Source organism: Myxococcus sp. MxC21-1 (assembly GCF_032612255.1).
Taxonomy (GTDB): Bacteria; Myxococcota; Myxococcia; order Myxococcales; family Myxococcaceae; genus Myxococcus; species Myxococcus virescens.
Genome location: NZ_CP123278.1, coordinates 1,113,035 through 1,134,790, shown reverse-complemented (window position 1 = coordinate 1,134,790; position 21,756 = coordinate 1,113,035). Strand labels below are relative to the sequence as shown.

18 protein-coding genes and 2 pseudogenes are annotated in these 21,756 nt (G+C 70.2%); 7 read left to right on the top strand and 13 right to left on the bottom strand.

The window, feature by feature from the left end; translation table 11 throughout:
• Window positions 1–192: 192 nt before the first annotated feature.
• The 4 genes and pseudogenes from QEG98_RS05435 to QEG98_RS05420 all read right to left on the bottom strand — a co-directional run bounded on the left by QEG98_RS05435 (window position 193) and on the right by QEG98_RS05420 (window position 2,724).
• The gene (locus tag QEG98_RS05435) at window positions 193–1,284 is read right to left on the bottom strand and encodes a hypothetical protein (RefSeq protein WP_316568081.1); all 1,092 of its coding nucleotides are present in this window, start codon (window positions 1,282–1,284) and stop codon (window positions 193–195) included.
• A 62-nt stretch (window positions 1,285–1,346) separates the two neighbouring features.
• A pseudogene (locus QEG98_RS05430) lies at window positions 1,347–1,481 on the bottom strand (hypothetical protein); the annotation flags it as partial.
• Window positions 1,482–1,483: 2 nt separating this feature from the next.
• A complete protein-coding gene (locus tag QEG98_RS05425; protein WP_316565988.1) occupies window positions 1,484–1,873 on the bottom strand; it encodes an exonuclease SbcCD subunit D C-terminal domain-containing protein in 390 nt (129 codons plus the stop codon).
• Window positions 1,825–2,724, bottom strand: a complete 900-nt coding sequence (locus QEG98_RS05420; RefSeq protein WP_316565987.1) for an exonuclease subunit SbcD — start codon at window positions 2,722–2,724, stop codon at window positions 1,825–1,827. The genes QEG98_RS05425 and QEG98_RS05420 overlap by 49 nt, the downstream gene beginning before the upstream one ends.
• A gap of 235 nt (window positions 2,725–2,959) precedes the next feature.
• Here QEG98_RS05420 and QEG98_RS05415 point away from each other — a divergent pair, with 235 nt between their 5' ends.
• The gene (locus QEG98_RS05415) at window positions 2,960–3,637 is read left to right on the top strand and encodes a hypothetical protein (RefSeq protein WP_316565986.1); all 678 of its coding nucleotides are present in this window, start codon (window positions 2,960–2,962) and stop codon (window positions 3,635–3,637) included.
• A gap of 235 nt (window positions 3,638–3,872) precedes the next feature.
• On the opposite strand, the gene QEG98_RS05410 is transcribed toward QEG98_RS05415, so the two are convergent.
• Window positions 3,873–6,575: a PQQ-dependent sugar dehydrogenase gene (locus QEG98_RS05410; RefSeq protein WP_316565985.1), complete on the bottom strand. Its 2,703-nt coding sequence runs from the start codon at window positions 6,573–6,575 to the stop codon at window positions 3,873–3,875.
• A gap of 175 nt (window positions 6,576–6,750) precedes the next feature.
• Entirely contained in the window at window positions 6,751–7,476 is a 726-nt protein-coding gene (locus QEG98_RS05405; protein WP_090485303.1) for a lysophospholipid acyltransferase family protein, read from the bottom strand.
• 189 nt (window positions 7,477–7,665) lie between these two features.
• On the opposite strand from QEG98_RS05405, the gene QEG98_RS05400 reads away from it, so the two are divergent.
• The 5 genes and pseudogenes from QEG98_RS05400 to QEG98_RS05380 all read left to right on the top strand — a co-directional run bounded on the left by QEG98_RS05400 (window position 7,666) and on the right by QEG98_RS05380 (window position 13,704).
• Complete coding sequence (locus tag QEG98_RS05400; RefSeq protein ID WP_316565984.1) at window positions 7,666–8,565, top strand: FkbM family methyltransferase; 900 nt, start codon at window positions 7,666–7,668, stop codon at window positions 8,563–8,565.
• A gap of 125 nt (window positions 8,566–8,690) precedes the next feature.
• Window positions 8,691–10,235, top strand: coding sequence for a glucose-6-phosphate dehydrogenase (gene zwf, locus QEG98_RS05395; protein WP_090485309.1), 1,545 nt, complete (start codon window positions 8,691–8,693; stop codon window positions 10,233–10,235).
• A pseudogene (gene pgl, locus QEG98_RS05390) lies at window positions 10,232–10,902 on the top strand (6-phosphogluconolactonase). The gene zwf and the pseudogene pgl overlap by 4 nt, the downstream one beginning before the upstream one ends.
• Before the next feature lie 37 nt (window positions 10,903–10,939).
• Complete coding sequence (gndA, locus tag QEG98_RS05385) at window positions 10,940–12,364, top strand: NADP-dependent phosphogluconate dehydrogenase (protein WP_316565983.1); 1,425 nt, start codon at window positions 10,940–10,942, stop codon at window positions 12,362–12,364.
• 170 nt (window positions 12,365–12,534) lie between these two features.
• Window positions 12,535–13,704 carry an acyl-CoA dehydrogenase family protein gene (locus tag QEG98_RS05380; RefSeq protein WP_090485318.1) on the top strand — a complete coding sequence of 390 codons (1,170 nt, stop codon included), beginning with the start codon at window positions 12,535–12,537 and terminating at the stop codon, window positions 13,702–13,704.
• An 11-nt stretch (window positions 13,705–13,715) separates the two neighbouring features.
• Here QEG98_RS05380 and QEG98_RS05375 read toward each other — a convergent pair whose 3' ends face one another.
• The 5 genes from QEG98_RS05375 to QEG98_RS05355 form a co-directional block, all read right to left on the bottom strand.
• Entirely contained in the window at window positions 13,716–15,353 is a 1,638-nt protein-coding gene (locus QEG98_RS05375; RefSeq protein ID WP_316565982.1) for an acyl-CoA synthetase, read from the bottom strand.
• Window positions 15,354–15,533: 180 nt separating this feature from the next.
• A complete protein-coding gene (locus QEG98_RS05370) occupies window positions 15,534–16,106 on the bottom strand; it encodes a hypothetical protein (RefSeq protein WP_316565981.1) in 573 nt (190 codons plus the stop codon).
• Entirely contained in the window at window positions 16,019–16,936 is a 918-nt protein-coding gene (locus QEG98_RS05365) for a zf-HC2 domain-containing protein (protein WP_316565980.1), read from the bottom strand. The genes QEG98_RS05370 and QEG98_RS05365 overlap by 88 nt, the downstream gene beginning before the upstream one ends.
• Window positions 16,933–17,493, bottom strand: coding sequence for an RNA polymerase sigma factor (locus tag QEG98_RS05360; RefSeq protein ID WP_090485326.1), 561 nt, complete (start codon window positions 17,491–17,493; stop codon window positions 16,933–16,935). Before QEG98_RS05360 ends, QEG98_RS05365 begins: the two co-directional genes overlap by 4 nt.
• 134 nt (window positions 17,494–17,627) lie before the next feature.
• A complete protein-coding gene (locus QEG98_RS05355; RefSeq protein WP_316565979.1) occupies window positions 17,628–17,813 on the bottom strand; it encodes a hypothetical protein in 186 nt (61 codons plus the stop codon).
• Window positions 17,814–17,953: 140 nt separating this feature from the next.
• Here QEG98_RS05355 and QEG98_RS05350 point away from each other — a divergent pair, with 140 nt between their 5' ends.
• Complete coding sequence (locus QEG98_RS05350) at window positions 17,954–18,961, top strand: cupin-like domain-containing protein (RefSeq protein WP_090485329.1); 1,008 nt, start codon at window positions 17,954–17,956, stop codon at window positions 18,959–18,961.
• Between the two features lie 27 nt (window positions 18,962–18,988).
• On the opposite strand, the gene QEG98_RS05345 is transcribed toward QEG98_RS05350, so the two are convergent.
• Entirely contained in the window at window positions 18,989–19,894 is a 906-nt protein-coding gene (locus QEG98_RS05345; RefSeq protein WP_316565978.1) for a CHAT domain-containing protein, read from the bottom strand.
• Between the two features lie 62 nt (window positions 19,895–19,956).
• Window positions 19,957–21,732, bottom strand: coding sequence for a hypothetical protein (locus tag QEG98_RS05340; protein WP_316565977.1), 1,776 nt, complete (start codon window positions 21,730–21,732; stop codon window positions 19,957–19,959).
• Window positions 21,733–21,756 lie beyond the last annotated feature (24 nt).

Here is a 21,756-nt window from a genome sequence, read left to right as displayed (position 1 = left end):
TCCGCGCGGACCGCGGCATCCCGCTCCCCCGCCGAAGGCCCACCGTCTCGCGCAGTCCCTCCACCTCACCGAGCAGCCGTCCGGACTCCTCACCCGCCTTGCGCCGCTCGCCCTGCGCCCCCTCGTAGCGTTCCAGCTCGCGATGCCAGCGCGGCCACTCGCTCGTGAGCGCGACCCAGTGCGCCTTCTCCGTCAGCCAGTGCCTCGCGGCCTCCCCTTGTCCCGTGCCTCGGCCTCGCGCACGAGCACGGCATCCAGCTCCGCCTTCGCCTCCGCCAGCGCCGCCTGGGACGTCTCCGCCCGCGCCCGCGCCTCACGCGCCTCCCGGGAGACACCCTCCAGCCGCGCATCCAGTCGCGCCGCCTCCTCCAGCGCGGGACGCGTCGCCACCTCCTGCTCCTGCGCCGCGGCGCGCGCGGTCTCCGCCTCCAGTTGCCCCACCCGCCGCGCCGAGACCTTCGACAGCGCCGCCTCCACCTCCGACGCCCGCGCCACCTGCGCCGCCTCCGCCTCCGCCCACCGGCGCTCCGCGGCCTCCGCCGCCGCCACCGGCCCCCGGAAGGCCTCCGCCTCGCGGACCGCCTCCAGCCGTGCCGCGCGCGGCGCCGCCTCCTCCAGGGCCGTCCTGGCCGCCTGCGCCTTCGCCTCCGCCGCGAGCTCCGCCTCCCGCAGCCCCGCCCGCGCGACATGCCACGCCGCCGCGGCTTGCGCGTCCTTGAGCAGCGCCTCCACCGCCTGACGCGCCCGGGACTCCTCACCGAGCGCCGCCGCCGCCGCCGCGCGCTCCGCCTCTGGCATCAGGGCAATCGCCGCCAATCCCTGCGCCCGCTTCGCCAGCGACTCCTGCTCCGCCTTGTTCTTCTCATGCGCGGCCATGGACAAGCGGCTGTACACCTCCGTGCCCGTCATCCGCTCCAGCAGCTCCGCGCGCTCGCTGGCATCCGCCTTGAGGAAGGCCGCGAACTCGCCCTGCGCCAGCAGCGCCGAGCGACGGAACTGGTCGAACGACAACCCCAGCCGCTCCTGGATGGCGGCCAGCACCTCGCCCTTGGTCCGGCCCGTGAGCTGCCCGGTGACCACGTCCATCAACTGCATTTCCTGGGGCCGGAAGCGCCCCTCGGCGCGGTTGCGCGCGCGCCACACGGACCAGCGCGCCCGGTAGCGCCGCCCGTCCTTGCCCAGGAAGTCCACCTCCGCGTAGCCCTCGCCCGCGCCCCGGCGCAGCATGCCGCGCACGTCGTAGGCGGACAGCCGCGCGTCCTCGTCCTCGTCCGCGCGGCCCACCGGCGCGCCGCCGCGTCCCCCAGCCGGGGCGTGCGGTCGAACAGCGCCAGACACAGGGCATCCAGCAACGTGCTCTTGCCCGCCCCCGTGGCGCCGGTAATCGCAAACAGGCCCAGCCGGTCCAACGGCGGCTGGTCCAGCTCCAGCGCGAAGTCCCCCGCGAAGCTCGTCAGGTTGGAACCGCGAATCGCGAGCACCTTCACGGCGACTCCTCCTGCACGTCGGTCAGCAACGTATGGAAGGCCTCCAGCAGCGCCAGTGCGGGTGGCTCCTCGAAGTCACGGGCGTAACGCGCGCGGAAGACATCCTCGGGCGTGCGTTCCTTCAGGGAGAGGCCCGGCTGCACCTCCGCCAGCGCGCCGCCCGTCCCGGTATAGGCGGGCGTCAGCTTCACCAGCCGCGCCGCCTTCCCCTCCAGCACCTTCTCCACCTTCTGACGCAGCGCGGGCTCCGGCCGGGGCAACGACACGCACACCTCCAGGTAGGGCCGCCGCCACTCCAGCGTGTCCGCGTCGTGCGCCGGCAAGCCCTCCAGTTGCGTCAGCACCGCGTCCAGGGGCGCCGCGTCCCGCGAAGGCACGCGCACCATGTCCGTGGTCCGGGGCACGGGCAGGGATTGCACCTCGCGCAGCGCGTCGCCTTCCAGCTCCACCAGCAGCACCTGATGCCGGTAGCCCGCTTCCGACAGCGACAGGGGCAACGGCGAGCCGCTGTAACGCACCCCTCGCGTCCACCCACCCGCTGGGCCTTGTGCAGATGCCCCAGCGCCGCGTAGGCCACGTCGTCCGGGAACAGGTCCACGGGCAGCGCGTGCTGGTTGCCGCCGAGAATCTTCCGCTCGCTCAACGCAGACAGCTCCGTGCCCGTCATGTAGCAGTGCCCCATGGCCACCAGCGCTTGTCCCGCCTGACGCCTGCGCCGCGCCGCGGCCAGCACCTCCGCGTACACCGCGCGCACCCTCCACCAGCCGGTCGCCCATGTCCCCGGGCACGGGCGGCAGGTCCGAGGACGCAGGTACGGCACCGCCGCCACCCACGCCCCCACCCGTCCCTTCGCGTCGTGCAGCGGCACCAGCAGCCGCTCCTGGTCCATGGCGCCTCGGGCCCGCGGCAGTCCGCCCACCACGTGCACGCCCAGCGCCGCGAACAGCGGGTCCGGCGCGTCCAGCCGCGCCGCGGAGTCGTGGTTGCCGCCAATCACCACCACGTCCAGCCGGGGCATCCGCCGCCGCGCCTTCGCGACGAACTGGTACCAGGCCGCCTGCGCCTCCGCGCTGGGGTTCGCCGTGTCGAAGATGTCCCCGGCCACCAGCAGCGCGTCCACGGACTGCGCTTCCAGGGTCTCCAGCAGCCAGTCCAGGAAGGCCGCGTGCTCCGCATCCCGCGAGACGTCGTACAGCGTGTGTCCCAGGTGCCAGTCCGACGTGTGCAGCAGGCGCATCAGGCGTCCACCCTCCCTCTTTCCCGTGGCGCTCTGGCCAGCGGGCAGCCTCCAACAGAGGGGCTGCTCGCTCCAAGCGGCGGGCGCCTGCTCCCTTACTCCCTCACTCTGACATGCGCGCAAGTTCCTGTAATTCCTGGCCGTTCTGGAGAAGACGCCCCGCCACGTCCCCTCTGGAGGCCCTCACGCACGGAGGGGGTTGGCCAATACGCTCCGAGCGGAGATGCTCGCGGGAATGACCGGGCTACAAATTGGCATCTTCGCCGGCATCCTCGGGGCGGGCGTCGGCGTCTCGAGCATCGTTGGCTACTTCCGCTGGCGCCGCTGGAAGCAGCAAATCCAGGTCTGGCAGGACTTCGCGACCACCCGTGGCTGGTCCTTCATGCCGACGCCCGGCAGGTTCATGTACTCCGCGGGGACCTTGAAGATGGAGGGCAGCTACGCCGGGCGTCCGCTCACCCTGGAGACCGAGTACCGCCACCAGGAGAAGGCGTACCGCATCGCCACCATCATCCGGCACGAGCTCGGCGACGACTTTCCGCGCGAGGTGGTCATCCGGCCCGAGGGGCTGGGCGACAAGTTCCTCAAGCTGTTCGGCGTACAGGACGAGCAAATTGGCGATGCCGGCCTCGACGCCGTGCTGGACCTGAAGAACGTCACCCCTCAGGCCCGCGCCATCCTCCTCAGCGCGGGCATGCGGCGCCCCCTGCTGAACCTGGCCCTCGCCTTCGAGAACTTCTCCATCGAGAACGGCGTCCTGTCGGCGGAGGTGATAAACGAAGTCCCATGCACCTCTGTCGAGTTGTACGGCTTGCTGACGCCCGTGCGTGAGCTGGCCGACGCCGTGCAGGGCACGCGCGGCCATACCCAGTGGCGGTCGGAGGGCACCGGACAGGAAGGCACCCAGTCCTGAGGCTGGAGACCCTGCTGACACGCCGCGGGCCCCGCGCGTGCGGCATCCGAGCATGGTGCTTTGCCGCCACTTCGGGAACGTCACCCTCGAGGACGAGCGGCGTCAGGCGGTGAAGTTCGGCATGCCCGACAGTGTCGAAGCGCTGGAGTCCGTGGTGACTCCAGCGCTTCTGCTCAAGGGTGCCCTGCACGAGGTGGCCGAGCAGGGCCGCGCGCGCAAGAGCGGCCAGGCGCGCTCAGCTGCGACGCGACCGCCGCCGCTGGAGCACGAGCCACGCAAGCGAGCCCCAGGCCAACGGCGCCAGCGGCATTGCGTTGCAGTTGCAGCCGCCCGGCTCGTTGGGAGGAGGAGGCTCGGTTCCGGCGTCCGTCCCCCCATCTGACGGCTGCGACACACAGGGGACATCCCCCACGCACACCGTCGCCTCAGCGGAGCCCTGCTGCCCCGTCGAGTCCACCACGACGAAGCGGACGCGGTGCCAGCCCGGCGTTAGGCGCGTGGTGTCCCAGCGGCTGGGCTCGCCGCCGTAGTAGTAGGGGCTTTCGGTCCGCTCGTCGGTGTAGCGCAGCACGTCGTCCACGTAGAACTCCGCGCGCGTGCAGCCCACGTCGTCCTGGCAGTCGCCGTAGAACTCCGCCGTGGTGCCGGACACATGTTCACCGTCCTCGGGACGCGTGAGGATGGCGGTGGGCGGCGCGTCCGGGCTCACCGTGATGGTGAAGTCCTGCACGGCGTCCGGCGCGGCGCCGTTGCTCACGCGCACGGAGACCTCCACCGTGCCCGTCTCGGTGGGCTCCCAGGTGATGACGCCAGTGGCGGCATCGATGCCCATGCCCGACACCGTGCTCACCAGCGCATACGTGGGCGCGGGACGTGCCGTCGCCTTCACCGCATACCGGTACGGAGTGCCCACCACCGCTCGGGTCACCGGCTCGGAGAGGATGACGGGTGGAATGGGGGTCGTGTCCTGCTCGAAGGCCTCCACCTCACGCGCGTCCACGCCCGGGGCGGCCACGGTGATGATGGCCGTGGCGTCCTCGGTGTCCGCGTCCGGCGCGGCGGCCAGGGTGACGTCCTTGGGCGTGTTCCAGTCGGAGGTGGTGAAGGTCAGCGTCGCCCCGGACTGGACGGTGAGGTCCTCGTCCCCGCGGGTGCGTGCCACGGTCACCGTGACGATGCGCGGGGGCCGCTGTGAGAGCGACACGCCGAAGGTCGCCGTCCCGCCCTCCACGACCGTCACCTGCGACTCGGTCAGCACCAGGCGCGGCGAGTTGTTGTCGATGGTGGTGGCTACCACCGCCACCTCCTGCAGCCCGGCCGCCACCACCATGAAGGTGGCGACATCCGGCGCCGTGTCCTCGTCCACCGCCGCGGTGAGCGTCACCACCTGGGGCACGTTCCAGTTGGACGCCGTGAAGGTGAGCGCCGCGCCGCTGACGATGCTCAGGTCCTCGGAGCCGCCCAGCGCGCGGGAGACCTGCACGGAGACATCGGAGGCCGGCGCTTCGGCCAGGCGCACGGTGAAGGCCGCGCGTCCGCCCTCCTCGACGCGCGGCTGCAGCCCGGACACCACCAGTTTCTGTCCCGGCGTCTCGGGCGTGATGCGCCGCAGGACGCCGCCCGACGCGCCGATGGTGTAGAGCGCGCCGTCCGGGCCCACCGACATGTCCACCTGCGAGGTGAAGCCGGTGGCCCACTCATCCACCGTGGCCACCGAGTTGTCCTCTTCCAGGGTGACTCGCGTCAACTGGCCGGTGTTGAAGTCCCCGAAGAAGAAGTTGTCCTGGTACGCCTCGTCGAACAGGGTCGCGTCGTAGAAGGTGCCACCGGTGATGGAGCCACCGAGCTCCTGCGTCGTGGCCGTTCCCCCGCTGCTCGCCGCATCCGGCAGCGAAGGCTGCGCCACGGTGAAGGTCGTGGGGGAAGGAACGCTGGCCACCAGCAACAGGCCATTGAAGCTCGCATCCTCCACACCGCTGAGCGTGAGCCGCTCACCCTTGCGGAAGCCATGGTTCCCGGCGGTGGTGAAGGTGGCCACCCCGCTGCTGCGTACGGCGCCGCCCGCGGCGAGGCTGCGGGTGTCGGAACCGTTGGTTCTGTACTTGACGACGGGAGTGATGAAGTCGTTGGTGCTGGGTTGGTCGTTCTCGTAGTCGCTGTAGCCGGCATGGCTTCGGCGGGTGACGATGAAGGCCTGCTCGTAGCGGGTGCCCACGCTGTTCACCCACAACTGGCCCGTGGTGGGCTGGAAGGTGAAGGTGAAGGGATTGCGGAGGCCACGCGCCCAGATGTACTCGTTGTTGGGCCCCACGCCATCGTTGAAGGGGTTGTCGCTGGCGGGCGTGCCATCCGGGTTCGCGCGGCTCACCTTGGCCGCCATCGACGTCAGGTCCGCATTCACGCCCGTGCCGTTGCCCAGGTCGCCAATGGCCCAGTAAAGCTTTCCGTCCGGGCCGAAGCCAATGGCGCCGCCGTCATGGTTCGCGCCCCGCGTGGGCAGCCGACTGACGACGACGGTGCGCGCCGTGCCCGTCCCGTCCGCATCCGTGTAGCGGACAATCTGCTGCTCCGACGCGGAGACGGTGACGAAGAAATAGACGTAGCGGTTGACCACGTAGTTCGGGTCGAACGCGATACCGATGAGACCGCACTCACTGTTGGTGTAGACGAAACGCGCCTCCGTCGCGAACACCTGCGTCACCAGCGTGCTGTTCCCTGGCTGCGTTTCAGGCTGGCCATTCTTCAGCGACACCACCCGGATTTCGCCCGTCTTGAGGGTGATGAACAGGCGGCCTGAACCGTCCGGCGCCCATGCCATCCCCGTGGCCTGCGTGAGGGTATTGGAGGTGAAGGGCGTCTCCACGAAGCCGGAGGGCACCGCGGCCCAGGCGGGCGAAGACAGCCCTAACAACCCAAGTAACATCAAAATAGAGCGCATGGATGTTGAGGATAGCGCACTCGCGCTGCCCTCCCCCGCGCAATATGCCCCTCAGCACGCCTGATACGTTCGCGAGGGCTCACCCATCCCGTATTGGATTGTGTCAGTGTTTCCGCCCCCCATTGTTTTGCACCAGGGTGGGCTTGACCGTGGACAGGCGCGGGCGCGGGGACACTCAGCCCGTCTTCGCCAACGTCTGCTCGAACAGCGTGCGAACCTGCGTGGCCAACGCCTGTGAGTCCGGGCCGAAGGACTCCGGCGGCAGCGCGGGAAGCACGCGCACGCGGATGGAGGCGGTGGGACTCATCCAGGGGCCGTCTCCGTCCAGCAGCCCGGGCGTGCCCTCCACCACCACGGGCACCACCGGCACATGCTCCTCCAGCGCGAGCTGGAAGGCGCCCCGCTTGAAGGGCAGCAACTGCCCGCCCTTGGAGTACGTCCCCTCCGGGAAGATGAGCACCGGCATGCCACGACGAAGCCAGCGCCGGCACGGGTCCAGGAGCTGGTTCATGGCGGTGGACGAGCCCCGGACGATGGGCACGTAGGCCAGCAGCGTCATCATCCACCCCACCAGCGGCAGCGAGAACAGCGACGCCTTCGCCACGAACTTGTAGGGATGGAACAGGCCCATGACGGCGAGGATGTCCGCCGCGGACTGGTGGTTGACCACCATCACACAGGGCCCGGGCGGAATGCGCTCACGGCCTTCGATACGCGTGCGCCAGCCTGGGGATGCGTGCAGCCACAGGCCGTAGCACCAACGACAGACCAGTGAATGCAAGAGCCGCCGGTCCCGGTCGAACGGGTATGTGACGACGAGCAGCAGCGCGCCCAGGGTGAACAGCACCGGGGCGGTGAGCAGGAAGACGACCCAGAACCAGAGCGTGACGGCGTACTTCATGGCGAGGCCCCAGGCATACCACCTTCGGGCCCATCCCACGCTCCCCTCCTGACGGCCCCGCATTCCCACGGCCGCGCCCCTCCCATCCAGCCGACCGGCCTGGACGGCGCCATGGAGACCGGCCCTCAAGGGCAGTCCGCCGTTCCTTGCCCGTGGACCTGCCGCTGCCATAAACACGGGAGCGCCCCCATGCGTCCCATCGACCCCGCGCTCCGAGCCGCCCGACTCGCCCACACGTTCGTCCCCTTCAGCCAGCTGCGCACGGCGCGGTTGCTGCTGGAGCTGAACAGTCAGCAGCCGCTCGAGGTCCAGCGCAGGCTGTTTGGCTATGACCTGACATTGAAGGCCCACCGCAGTACGACGCACATGCTGCTGTACCTGCAGGGCGACGACTTCCTGTCGGACCTCCCGCTCATCGCCCCCCATCTGCGGCCGGGCATGGTGGCCTTCGACGTGGGAGCCAACATCGGCTACCTGTCCATGTACCTGCGCAGCCGCATCGGCCCGCTGGGACAGCTCTTCAGCTTCGAGCCCGAGCCGGAGAACTACGCGGAGCTGAACGCCAACTTCCAGAACAACCACCTGCGCAACTGCCAGGCCATCCAGGCGGCGGTGGGCTCGCAGGAAGGCGTCATCACCTTCGCCACGGGTCTCAACGGACACGTTCCCGAAGAGGGCGCGGAGGGCATCACCGTCCCGGTCGTCACCGTGGACGGCTTCGTCCAGAAGCAGGGCCTGTCACGCGTGGACTTCGTGAAGGTCGACGTGGAGGGCTTCGAGCTGGACGTGCTGGACGGCATGAGGGCCACGCTCGAACGTCCGGACAAGCCCATCCTCTACATCGAGGTCCACGGACGGGGTGAGTATGCGCGAGCCGACCCTCGCCGCGTCTGCGAGGTGCTGGAAGGTCACTACCGGAACATCCGCGCCTACGTGTCCCCCGACGACTTCAAGGCGAAGCAGAGCCACCTGCGCCGCCTGTGGGGTCGGGTGTCGCCTTTCGGAGACATTGAACAGGCGTGCCGTGTCGACCTGCGCGAAGTGAAGCAGCACGACACCCAGCGGTACCAGTTGCTCTGCCTGCCTTGAAGGGCGCGGGGCAGGCGCGCTCCGCAACGTGTCGGACCGGCGTCACTGCCCGCACTCTCCCTTGCCCGGTGGTTGCGCGGAAGGCGTAAGGTGCCCGCCGGACCCAACCCGGAGGGAGGCAGCGAATGGACGCGCATCAGGGCCTGCATATCGAGACCCATCCCCGAGAAGGAGACCCGCTGGTTCGCGCCCGGCGGCCCGACCCATGCGCGCTGGTGTTGTTCGGCGCCACCGGAGACCTGGCCCAGCGCAAGCTGTTCCCGGCCCTCTTCGAGTTGGCGCGAGACCACCTGCTGCCGGAGAACTTCGCCGTCGTCGCCTTCAGCCGCTCCGAAGGAGACAGCGAGGCCTTCCGCGAGCATGTGAAGGCGTCCCTGCTGAAGTTCGCCCGCACCCAGCCCCTGGACGAGGCCGTCTGGAAGGACTTCGCCCCGCGCCTGGAGCTCATCTCCGGCGGCTATGACGACCCGAAGTCCTTCGTGCGCCTGCGCGAGGAGCTCGACCGGGTCGCCCAGAAGTTCGGCACCCAGGGCAACCAGTTCTATTACCTGGCCACCCCTGCCTCCACCTTTCCCCAAATCTTCCAGGGCCTGACGGAGTCGGGGTTGCTGAAGCGCCAGGAACAGGCCGACCCGCGCCCGTGGCAGCGGCTCATCATCGAGAAGCCCTTCGGCCACGATTTGGAGAGCGCCCGCGCGCTCAACCGCGAGCTGGCGGCGGTGTTGGACGAGCGGCAGATATTCCGCATCGACCACTACCTGGGCAAGGAGACCGTCCAGAACATCCTCGTCTTCCGCTTCGCCAACGCCATCTTCGAGCCGCTGTGGAACCGGCAGCACATCGACCACGTGGAAATCACCGCGGCGGAGACGCTGGGGGTGGAGGGGCGCGGCGGCTTCTACGACGAGACGGGCGTCATCCGGGACATGGTGCAGAACCACCTGCTCCAGGTGCTCGCGCTGTGCGCAATGGAGCCGCCCGTGTCCTTCGGCGCCGAGGACATCCGCGACGAGAAGAACAAGGTCATCCGCGCGCTGCGCCCGATGGAGGGCCGCGAGGTGTCCCGCGCGGTGGTGGCCGGCCAGTACGAGGGCTACCTTCAGGAGAAGGGCGTGAAGGCCGGCTCGCGCACGCCGACCTACGTCGCCATGAAGATGAACATCGACAACTGGCGCTGGGCGGGCGTGCCCTTCTATCTGCGCGCGGGCAAGAAGCTGAAGCGGCGCGTGACAGAGGTGTCCATCCACTTCAAATCGGTGCCCATCAGCCTCTTCTCCGGGGAAGGCGCCACCTGCCAGCGGCTGCAGCCCAACGTGCTCACGCTGCGCATCCAGCCCCAGGAAGGCATCGCGCTCTCCTTCGAATCCAAGGTGCCCGGCGAGGATGTCAACATCGCGGGCGTCACCATGGACTTCAACTACCAGGAGACCTTCCAGCGGCCGGTCCCCGAGGCCTACGAGCGCCTGCTGCTGGACTGCATGCGCGGCAACGCCACCCTCTACGCGCGACAGGACAGCGTGGAGCAGGCGTGGACCTTCGTGACGCCCATCCTCCAAGCCCTGGAGTCCGGCGAGGGCGGACCGGCGCACGCCTACCCCGGTGGCAGCGCGGGTCCGGATGCCGCGGCCGCGCTGCTGGCCCGGGATGGCCGCCGGTGGACCGGACTATGAGCGCCGCGCTCACGCACGTCGTGCCCACCGAGTCCCTGCCCCGGGAAGCCGCGGTGTGGATGGCGCGCGCGCTCCAGGACACGCTCGCCACCCAGCGCCGCGTCAGCCTGGCCCTGTCGGGCGGCAGCACGCCGGGCCCCGCGTACCGGGCGCTGGCGGCGCAGGTGCTTCCTGGGAGCGCGTGGACGTCTACTTCGTGGACGAGCGCTTCGTTCCGCCCGACCACGCGGACAGCAACTACCGGATGGTGGAGGACACGCTGCTGCGTCCACTTCGGCTGTCGCCGTCGCAGGTGTTCCGCATGGAGGGTGAGCGCGAGGACCGGGACGCCGCCGCGAAGGACTACGCGGCGAAGCTGCCTGCTGCCCTGGACGTGGTGCTGCTGGGCATGGGAGAGGACGGGCACACGGCCAGCCTCTTCCCCGGCCACCCCGCGCTGGAGGAATCCGAGCAGCGCGTCCTGGCGGTGGTGGGGCCCAAGCCGCCGCCCTGGCGGATGACGTTGACGCTGCCGGTATTGCGGTCCGCGCGGCACGTGCTGACCCTCGTATCGGGGGCGGGCAAGCAGGACACGGTGCGCCGGGCGCTGGCGGGGGACCTGAGCCTCCCCGCCGCCCGGGTGACGAATTCGGAGTGGATGCTGGACCCCGCCGCCGCCGGGCGATGAGGGCTCCCAGTCGCGAACCTTCCAGGAGGAACCAACGATGAGTGAGGCAACGGGCGCGCAGTTCGGCGTGGCGGGAATGGGCGTCATGGGGGCGAGCCTCGCCCTCAACATCGCGGACCACGGCTTCCGGGTGGCCGTGTGGGACAGACATGCGGAGCGCATCGATGAGATGCACCGCAAGCACGGACACCCCGAGGTCTGGGGCACCGAGTCGCTGGAGGCCTTCGTTCAGCGGCTGGAGCGCCCGCGCAAGGTGCTGCTGATGGTGACGGCGGGCGCGGCGGTGGACTCCATGCTGGAGCGCCTGCTGCCGCTGATGGCGGAAGGCGACGTCATCATGGACGCCGGCAACTCGTGGTTCCTGGACACGCGCCGCCGCGAGGAGCAGTGCAAGGCCAAGGGCATCCACTTCCTGGGCGTCGGCGTGTCCGGCGGCGAGGAGGGCGCGCGCAACGGCCCCTCCATCATGCCGGGCGGTGCTCCCGCGGCGTACGAGCTGGTGCGTCCGGTGTTCGAAGCCATCGCCGCGATGACGGACCTGGGGCCGTGTGTCACCTATGTGGGGGCGGACGGTGCCGGGCACTTCGTGAAGATGGTGCACAACGGCATCGAGTACGCGGACATGCAGTTGCTCGCGGAGACGTACGACGTGCTGCGCCGCGGGCTCGGGCTGGACGCGGACGCGCTGGCGGACCTGCTGTCCCAGTGGGACCATGGCATCGCCGGCTCGTTCCTGCTGGAGACCACCATCAAGGTGCTGCGCCAGAAGGACCCGGAGACGGGCAAGCCGCTGGTGGACCTGGTGTTGGACAAGGCAGGCCAGAAGGGCACCGGCAAATGGACGGTGCAGGTGGCGCTGGATTTGGGCGTCCCGATTCCCTCCATCGCCGCGTCACTGGACGCGCGCATCCTGTCCTCCATGAAGGACGAACGCGTGGCCGCCGCGCCGAAGCTGAACGGCCCGGTGGGGCAGCTCAGCAAGGAGGAGCGGGCGCAGCTGGCGGCGTGGACACATGACGCGCTCTACGCGGCGCGGGTGGTGACGTATGCGCAGGGCATGCGGCTCATCCAGGCGGCGTCCCAGGAGTATCAGTGGAACATCAACCTGGCGGAGCTGGCGCGCATCTGGCGGGGGGGCTGCATCATCCGCGCGAAGCTGCTCACGCCCCTGCGTGAGGCCTTCCTGCAGCAGCCGACGCTGCCCAACCTGATGGTGTCCGACGGCTTCGCGCCGGTGCTGGAGCGCATGGCCCCCGCGTGGCGGCAGGTGGTGGGCGTCGCCACGCGCGTGGGCATCCCCGTGCCGGTGTTCAGCTCCTCGCTGGCGTACCTGGACAGCTACCGCACCGCGGAGCTGCCGCAGAACCTCACCCAGGCACAGCGTGACGCCTTCGGCGCGCACACGTATCAGCGCAAGGACAGACCGGAAGCGGGCTTCGTCCACACGGAGTGGGGCAAGTAGCAAGGGGCCTGCATGACCCGGGCGCTCAGCCGGACGCCCGGGCCGCGGACACGGCAATTCCTGCTCACTGAATACCCTGGCGCGCGGAACCAGAAACCCTTAGCGCACTGCACCTTTCACAGACATCGAGCATCAGGCATCTTTGAAGCTCTCTTTCCGGAGCCTCGACCATGACGCTGGATGCCGGAGCGGACCTGCTGCACGCGGTACGTGAGTTGGCCCCTGCCCTCTCCGCTCGCAGTGGGGAGATTGAGCAGGCACGGCAGCTCCCCTTGGACCTCATCGCCACGCTGAAGGACATCGGCGTCTACCGGATGCTTGTCCCTCGCAGCCATGGCGGGCTGGAGCTGAATCTTGTCACCGGGCTGGACGTCCTCTCCGAGCTGGCCCGCGCGGACGCCTCCACCGCCTGGACGATGATGATTGCCACGGAGAGCCCCCAACTCTTCGCCCTCCTCCTCCGCGAGGAGTTCGATGCCATCTACGCCGCCGGGCCCAATGCCACCGTGGGCGGCGCCTTCAATGCCCAGGGCAAGGCCGTGCAGGTGGACGGCGGCTACCGCGTCACCGGCCACTGGAACTTCGCCACCGGCTGCCGCCAGAGTGAATGGCTGTTCGGCAACTGCGTCGTCCTTGGCCCAGACGGCAAGCCCCGCCCTGGCCCCGCCGAGGGCATGCCCGAGACGCGCGCCATGCTGCTCCCCGCCAACGAGGTCCGCATCATCGAGCACTGGGACGTGCTCGGCCTGCGCGGCACCGGCAGCCACGACATCGCCATCGACGCCTTCGTCCCCCAGCAACGCACCTTCGACATCTTCACCGGCCAGCCCTCCGTGCCGGGCGCCAACTTCGTGGTGCCGGTGCTGCACTACGCCATGCACATCGGCGCGGTGGCGGTGGGCATCGCCCAGGGCGCGGTGGACGACTTGCTCACCCTGGCCCGCTCGGGCAAGCGCCGGCTGTATGCGCGCACCTCGCTCGTGGACTCCCCTGTGTTCCGCAACCGGCTGGGCCGCGCGGAGACGGGCGCCCGCGCCGCTCACGACGCCCTCCGCCGCATGGGCGAGGTGTTCTGGGATGCCTGCCAGCAGTCCCCGGTGAAGGCCTTCGCCCTCGCGCCGCAGGTGTCCTCCACCTTGACGTGGGCCGTGGAGACAGCCGCCGAGGTCGTGACGGCCTGCTACCACGCGGGCGGCGCCACGTCCGTGCGCGATGGCGCATCGCTCCAGCGCCGTTTCCGCGACATCCACACCCTCACCCAGCACGCGGCCGTGGCGGAGGGCTGGTTCACCCAGGAAGGCAGCGCGCTCCTGGGCTTCCCCGTCCTCTTCGAAGCCTAACGGCGCGCCCGCTACGTCCGCGGGGTGCGCAGCTCCGCGCGGCGAATCTTCCCGCTCACCGTCTTGGGCAGCTCGGTGACGAACTCGATTTCGCGCGGGTACTTGTAGGGCGCCGTCGTCCGCTTCACGTGCTCCTGCAACGCCTGCGCGAGCGCCGGGGATGCCGTATGCCCCGGGGCCAGCACCACGAAGGCCTTCACCCGCTGGCCAATCTTCTCGTCCGGCACGCCGATGACGGCCGACTCCGCCACCGCGTCGTGCTCCAGCAGCGCGGACTCCACCTCGAAGGGCCCCACGCGGTAGCCCGACGTCTTGATGACGTCATCCGCGCGTCCCACGAACCAGAAGTAGCCGTCCGCGTCGCGCACGGCCCGGTCTCCCGTCACGTACCAGTCACCACGCCGGCACGCCGCGTTGGCCGCGTCGTCCCCGAGATAGCCCTGGAACAACCCCACGGGCCGCTCGGGCACCACCCGCACCGCGATGTCCCCCTCCTGCCCGTCCGCCACCTCCTGGCCCTGGTCGTCGATGACGCTCACCGTGAAGCCCGGGGATGGCTTGCCCATGGAGCCCACGCGCGGCGCCATGGGGGGGAACATGCCCACAATCATCACCGTCTCCGTCTGCCCGTAGCCCTCATGGATGTGCAGCCCGGTGGCGTCCTTCCACGTGTCGATGACTTCCGGATTGAGCGGCTCGCCCGCGCTCACCGTGTGCCGCAGCGAGGACAGGTCGAAGTCCTTCAAGTCCTGGAGCACCAGCGCCCGCCACGCGGTGGGCGGCGCGCAGAAGGTGGTGACCTTCTGCGTCTCCAACACCTTCAACAGCTTCGCGGGCTCGAAGCGGCCACGGAAGTCATGGACGACGTTGCACGCGCCCTGGCTCCACGGGCCGAAGAGCTTGCCCCACGCGCACTTGGCCCAGCCGGTGTCGCTGAGCGTCAGGTGCCGGTCCTCCGGCGTCAGGTCCAGCCAGTAGCGGCCGGTAATCACGTGCCCCTGCCCGTAGCTGGCCTGCGTGTGCAGCACCATCTTCGGCATGCCCGTGGTGCCAGACGTGAAGTAGATGAGCAGCGGCGCATCCGCGCGCGTGGGCTCGAAGGCCGCGCCCGCGTCCGCCTCCGCGACGCCGGACACGTAGCGCCCCCACGGCGACGGCGCGCCTTCGCCCACCGACACCCAGGTGCGGACCTTGCCCGCCGTCCCCACCAGGCCGTCGAAGCGCTCCAGGCAGCTCACGTCCGCAATCACCGCCTGGGCCTCCGCCACCTCCAACCGGTAGCGGATGTCCTTCGGCGTGAGCATGGGCGTGCCCGGCATGAAGACGATGCCCGCGCGAATGCAGCCCAGCACCAGGAACCACCACTCCGGCACGCGCGGCATCATGATGAAGACCCGGTCCCCCCGGCGAAGCCCCTGCTCCGTCAGGAAGCGGCCCGCGTGCAGCGAGCGCCGCCGCAAGTCCTCCCACGTGAAGCGTCGCTCCTGCCCGGCTTCGTCGGACCACAGCAGGGCCAGCGCCTCCGGGCGCTCGGCGGCGTGCCGGTCGATGACGTCGGCCGCGAAGTTGAAGTGCTCGGGCCGCTCCCAGCGAAAGTCCCGGCGGGTGGCCTCGTAGTCCTTCATGTTCCGAGGGGGTGACAGGGGCATGGTGGCCGACTCCTGGGCGGAAGAAACCAACCGCCAGAGCCTGCCACGGCACGCCAGGGACGTCCTTCACGAGTCCCGCGTTCGCCCGGTCCCGGACACGCGCCTGCACGAAGCCCACAAAAGCAAGAGGCCGGCCCTGTCACAGGCCGGCCTCCGCGCGACGTCATCCGAAGCGAGCGCTCAGTTGATTTCAGCGCACGGGAAGAGCGTGTTGTACGCACCACACGTGCGAAGCGTGGCCAGCAGCAGGTGCTCGGCGTTGGCCGCGCGGCCGGACGCCTCCTCGCTCCGGGCCCGCTCACGCTCTGCCAGCAGGTTGAGCCACGGGTCCCTGGAGCCGTGGGCGTAACGCTGCAGGGCCTTGAGCGACTCCGCATCCCGGGCGGCCTCGCCCGTGTGGAGCAGCGCGCCGACGTACAGGTCCGTCTCCTGGGAGGCGCGCAGTCGCTCCAGCAGCCCCGGAACCAGCGCCCCCTTCACCAGCCGCGCATAGTCCTCCGCCAGCGGCGCACGCACCTTGAAGTCGCGGGCTGCCACATCCCGGACGTAGTCCTGGAGCACCGTGCCTTCACCCAGCCGATCCAACGCCGAGGCGAACGGCAACAGTGAGGCCACCGCATCCGCCGAAGTGGCCGTACGCACCGCTTCATAGAGGGCCGCTCGCGTCACCGCGGGCTGCTGCCGCACCAGGTACGCCGCATCCGCCGTCTTCTCGGTGAGCTGCGTCCACGTCTCCCGCACCGGCGCTGCCACCGCGCGGCCTCCGCGTCACGCAGCGCACGCATCTCGTCCGCGCGCTTCTCCGCGGCCACCTGCCAGCCCGCCGCCTGGCCCGGCAGCGACGCGACGTCGCGGAACGACGCCTCCGCCTGCTTCAGCAGGCCCAGCCCCCGCAGCGCCAGCCCCCGGTTCCACAGCGCCTGCGCATGCCGCGGCTCCTGGCGCAGCGCGCCGCCGAGCAGATTCAGCGCTTCCTCCCACCGCTGACCGCTGAGGGCCACCACCGCGCGGTCATTGTCCCGGTCCGCCGAGGCCGGTGCCCGCGCCAGGAAGGACTCCGCCTGCTGCCAGTCCCCGCGCAGCGCATAGGCGGCGGCGATGCCCCGGAAGTCCTGCTGCTCCTCCAGCTCCGCCAGGGGACGCAGCGGCAGCGGGTTCGCGGCGCCGGACGTGCCGCGCATCGGCTCGTAGGGCCGGAAGCGGTCCGCCATCGGGTGGCTGAGCCGCGCCTCCAAGGTCCGCACGTCCGCGCCCGCCAGCCACACGTCGGTGGGGGCCTCCGGCTGCGTCTGGAGACGGAACACGCCCACCGCCGCCAACCCCGCCGCCAACGCCACCGGCACCACCGTGCGGGACATCCGCTGCATCCACGGCCGCAGCGGCGTCACCTTCGCGGGCGGCGGCTCGGCGACGCTGGCGCTACCCCCCAGGGCGCGGGAGGCCAGCAGCTCCAATTGAAGCAGCTCCCTCAGCCCCGCCTCGCATTCAGGGCAGCGCCCCAGGTGCTGGCGGAAGACCTCCGCGTCGGGAGCGGACAGCTCTCCGTCCACGAAGAGGTGCAGATTGGTGCATGGCGTCGTCATGAGCTCGTGGCCCCCTGCTCCCGGGCTACCGCCACCTGGGGCAGCAGCAGTTCCTTCAAATCCCTACGGGCCAGGGTGAGCCAACTGCCCACGGTGCCCACGGGAACATTGAAATGCTCGGCGATGGCGTTGTAGCGCTTGCCCTCCGCGTGCAGGCGGTAGGCGTCACGCAGGTGCGGCTTCAGCCGCTCGATGGCCTTCTGGAAGGCGTCGGTGCTCACCAGCGCCCAGTTCTCCTGGGTCTCCTCTGGTGACACCGCCAAATCCTGGACCAGCGCCAGGTGCGGCATCCCCCGGGACTCCGTCCGCTGGCGGCGGCAGTAGTCCAGGAAGCGGTTCGTCATCGTCGTACACAGCCACGCAGCCGCCGCGGAGTCCGTCCGGTCCTTCAGATGCTCGAACTCCGGCATCGCCCGCTCGAAGGTCTCCTGGACGAGGTCCTCCGGCTCCAGGCTGGAGCGGGCACACAACCGGCGGGCCAGCCCCAGAAGGCTGGGCCGATGCTGACGGATGAACGCTTCGAAGCGCCTCCGGTCCCGGTTGAAGAGGTTGGACATGCAGCCCCACTCACATGCGCGCCTGCGCGTTACCCAGTCAAAGACGCGCAGCCGTCCAATCCTTGAGAATAAAAAAGAAGGACCTGGACAGAAAAATGCCCGGGAGGGTGAAAAACCCTGCCCGGGCCTGGAGATCAGCGGACCTGGCTGCCGTTCGGATGCTCCGGCCCGACCAGGGGAGGAACCGCCGGCGACGGCAGCGGGAGCCGCTTGCGCGGGGCGACGCTGGCCGTGTCGCAGTTGACGTAGGTGTTCTTGACATGGGCTTCACCGGATTCGGAATCCAAGCTACCGGCCATATGGGATTCGACGGGCGTCATGAGCGCTCGCACCTCGCGATGGGGATGGTCTGAAAGCTAGACATGGATGATACGGCAACACGTACAGTCCTTATCATGACACGCGCCAACCCCGCGCATCTGACGGGGCAACTCGCGACATGGAATTCACGGAGTTCTGAATGAGCAGGGAAGATTCGCGCCTGGCATTGGAGTGGCACACCTGGCTGGCGGAGAACCTCGCCCTGGGCGTGAGCGCGGAGGACGCGCAGCGGGTGCTCGTGGATGCGGGCGTGGAGGCTTCGCTGGCGCAGCGGGAAATCGCCGCGGCACAGGCGCACCCCTACGTGGTGGCGGCGCGGCGGATTGGCCGGCGCTACGAGTGGCTGGAGGCGCTGGCGGACCTCTACGCGGAGCTGCACCGCCAGTCCGGCGCGGTGACGCTGGAGAAGCGCCGAGGGGTGAGCCCGGAGGAGTTCTTCACCCGCTACTACTTCGGCCACCGGCCGGTGGTGCTGCAAGGCTTCATGGAGGACTGGCCGGCGATGCGCCGCTGGTCGCTCGCGGACTTCCGGGAGCGCTTCGGGGACGTGGAGGTGGAAATCATGTCCGGGCGCGACGCCAACCCGGACCATGCCTCGCAGCCCGACAAACACCGCCAGGTGGTGAAGCTGCGCGACTACGTCCAGCGGATGGAGACGGGCGGCGAGACGAATGACTTCTACATGGTGCCGCGCAACGAGAACTGGAAGCGCGACGGACTGGCCCGGCTGCGCGAGGACATCCGCGCGCCCGCCGGCATCATCGACCCGGAGCTGCGTCCCGACATGACGACGCTGCTGCTGGGACCGCCGGGCACCGTCACCCCGCTCCACCATGACAACATGAACGTGCTGCTGGGCCAGGTGATGGGCCGCAAGCACGTGCGGCTGGTGCCGTCCTTCCAGCGCCACCTCGTCTACCCGCGCCATGGCACCTTCAGCTCCGTGGACGCGGCGAGCCCGGACGCGGCGCGCTTCCCGCTCTACGGCGAGGCCACCGTCCTGGAGGGCGTGGTGGAGCCGGGCGAGCTGCTCTTCCTCCCCGTGGGGTGGTGGCACTGGGTGCGCGCACTGGACGTGAGCGCCACTGTCACGTTCCATCATTTCCAGCTCCCGGGAGGCAACACGCACCTGAGGACTCCGCAGTAGACGGCCGCACCGCGCGGCCGCCCGCGCTCAATATGACTCCACGAGGATGACGTGCCGGGTCCACCCGGCACGGCTGTCCCGCTCCAGCCAGCGCTGACGCTCGTCCCGCAGCGCCACCGCCGGCGCGGCCCCTTCGCGAATGCGGCGCCGGACCCCATCGAAGAAGCGGCCGGCGGCATCCGGGATGTCCACCGTGGAGGCCAGCACCGCCCGCGCGCCCGCGTCGATGAAGGCCGCGGGCAGGCTGAAGGGCTCATGGCTGGTGGTGGTGCTCGCCGCGCGTCCGGCGCTGCACGCCGCCAGGAACACCATGGGCGCCCCCGTGAGCTTCTGCTGCCGCACCACGTCCGCGGTGAGCGCGTAGCGGCCGCTCGTCTCCGGGGACAGCACCACCAGCGACGCATCCGAGAGCGCCGGGTCCATGATGCCGTGGGCGTGGATTTCGATTTCGGTGGCGTCCCGCATGTCCGCCAGCACGCGCGCGGGCGTGGCGTCCGAGCCGGACAGCACCTGCAGCGGCACCGCCTCCGGCTCCTGCGAGGGCAACCACTGCGGCAGCCGCGGCAGTTGGAGCAGCGCGGGCGCATCCACGCTCGAGACGACGAGCCGCCGGGCCGTGGGCGTGGTGCGCGGCTGGGCCGTGCGGCCGAGCCGGAAGCTCCACGGCACCTCCGGCGGCAACAGGTCCGTGCGGCCGAAGACGGGCGGCCAGGCGAGCACGTCCACGCGCTCGCAGCCACGCAACACCTCACGCAGCCGATCCGGCACCAGCCGCGAGGTGTCCGCGCGGATGAATGGCCCCTGCCGGTCCGTCTCGTAGTGGCCCAGCACCTGGCCTTGCGTCCCGCGCGCCACCAGCACCGTGCGCTCGCCATGCACCGCCGCCGCCAGGGCGCAGCGCTGGGGCACGGGCGTGCCGAGCTGCGCGGCCATCAACTCCAGCGCCCGGGTGTACTCGCCCGCCCTGCCCGCGTCCGTGACGAGCGACGAATAGCTCAGCGCCCAGGCCTCGCGCGCCAGTGAATCCCCCGAGGCAACGCCTCCGCCTCGGTGATGGTCTGCCGCAGCAGCGCCAGCCCCCGGGCTCTGTCGGAGTCCAGCAGGAAGCGGCCCTCCACGTAACGGGCATACACCGCGTCGCTGGGCATGGGGTTGCTGTGGTCGGCCCACGTGAGGGCCTGCCGCAGCAACGCCTCGTCCCCAGGCTTCGGCCGGGTGCGTGACAGCTCCGCGAGGTTGACGGCGAACAGCAGGCTCAGCGGCTCGTTCTTGCAGGCGGCGTTCGCGTCCACCTCGCGGCGCGCGTCGTCCATGCGGTTGTCCAGGTAGTACGTGTGGGCCAGGTTCTCCCGGGGCCAGACGCAGTTGACGTGCCCGCGGGCGGACCACTCCTCCACATAGGCACGCGAGCTGGCGAAGTCCCCGCGTGAGCGGGTGATGGCGGCCAGCGCCTCCAGGGCGGTGAACTCCATGTCCCATTCCCGGAGCTGGCGCGCCCAGGCCCAGGCGGCGCGGGCGTGCTGCTCGCCCTCGGTGAGACGCTGGAGGTCGGCGTAGAGGATGCCCAGGCGCAGCTCCAGGTCCACGCAGCGCGCGGACAGGCCGCCCTCGCGGCAGCGCTGGAGCGCGTTGAAGATGCGCTGCTCGGCCTTCCACCACTGGCCCTCGGCCGTCTCGCGGATGGCCTCCTCACGCTCGATGTAGAGGTTGAACCAGGGGTCGTTCTGGCGCTTCGCCCGCTCCACCACCTGCGAGAACATGCGACGTGTGGCCCGCGTGTGCTGGGCCGTGCCCAGGAAGAGGTCGTCCTCTCCCGACGCCAGCACCCGCTCCAGCAGCTTGTCCGGCTGGTTCAGCTTGCCGCGCACCAGCGACGCGTACTCGCGCGACAGCGCGCCGCGGCGCGTGAAGTTCCGGCCGCTCACCCGCTTGACGTAGTCCGCCAGCGTGGAGCCGCCGTGGCCGCGGTCCAGCTCCTGCGCCAGGGGCAGCAGGGCCAGGACGCGCTCCTTCGACGGCGCCGCGCGGACCACTTCATAGAAAGCCTGCCGGACGATGCCCGGGTCCTTGCGGGCCGCCTCCAGCGGGAGCGGTGCCTGAGGGTCATCCACCAGCGCCAGCGTGGCCTCGCGTGCTTCCTTCCACCGGCGGGCGCGCTCCATCGTGGCGTCGCGTTGCTCGCGAGCGTTGGCCTTCGCCTCGCGGCTCCAGCCCGGCTCACCCATCAGCGCCACCTGTTCGAAGGTGTCCGCCGCCTTCATCGTGAGCCCCATCGCCTGGAGCACCAGCGCGCGGTTCCACATGGCCTGCGCATGCTTCGGCTGCGCCTTCAGCACGCCGTCCAGCAACCGCAAGGCCTGCTCATGCGCGCCGCGAGCGAGGTACACCGCGGCCAAATCACTGTCGCGGTCCGGAGAGGCGGGCATGCGCTCCAGGAACGAGGCCGCCTGGTTCCACTCGCCCTGAAGGGCATACGCGGAGGCGATACCGGACAGGTCGCCCGCTTCCTCCAGCCGGGCGAGGTCTCGCAGCGGGATGGGTTCGGGCGCGACGGGGCAGCCGCCCGCCGACATGCGTGGCCGGTAGCGGTCCGCTTCGGGGTGCGTGAGCCGGGCCTCGATGCGTGACGCGGAGCGGCGCTCCGCCCAGAACTGCGCGGATACAGGTGCCCCGCTTCCCTTGGAGGGCGTGCGGGCAAGAAGGACGGTCAACACCAAGACGGGCGTGGCCAGCGCCAGGACCAGGACTTTGTCGTACGCCGGCTTCAACATACTGCCCCCTCGGGCGCCATCCCC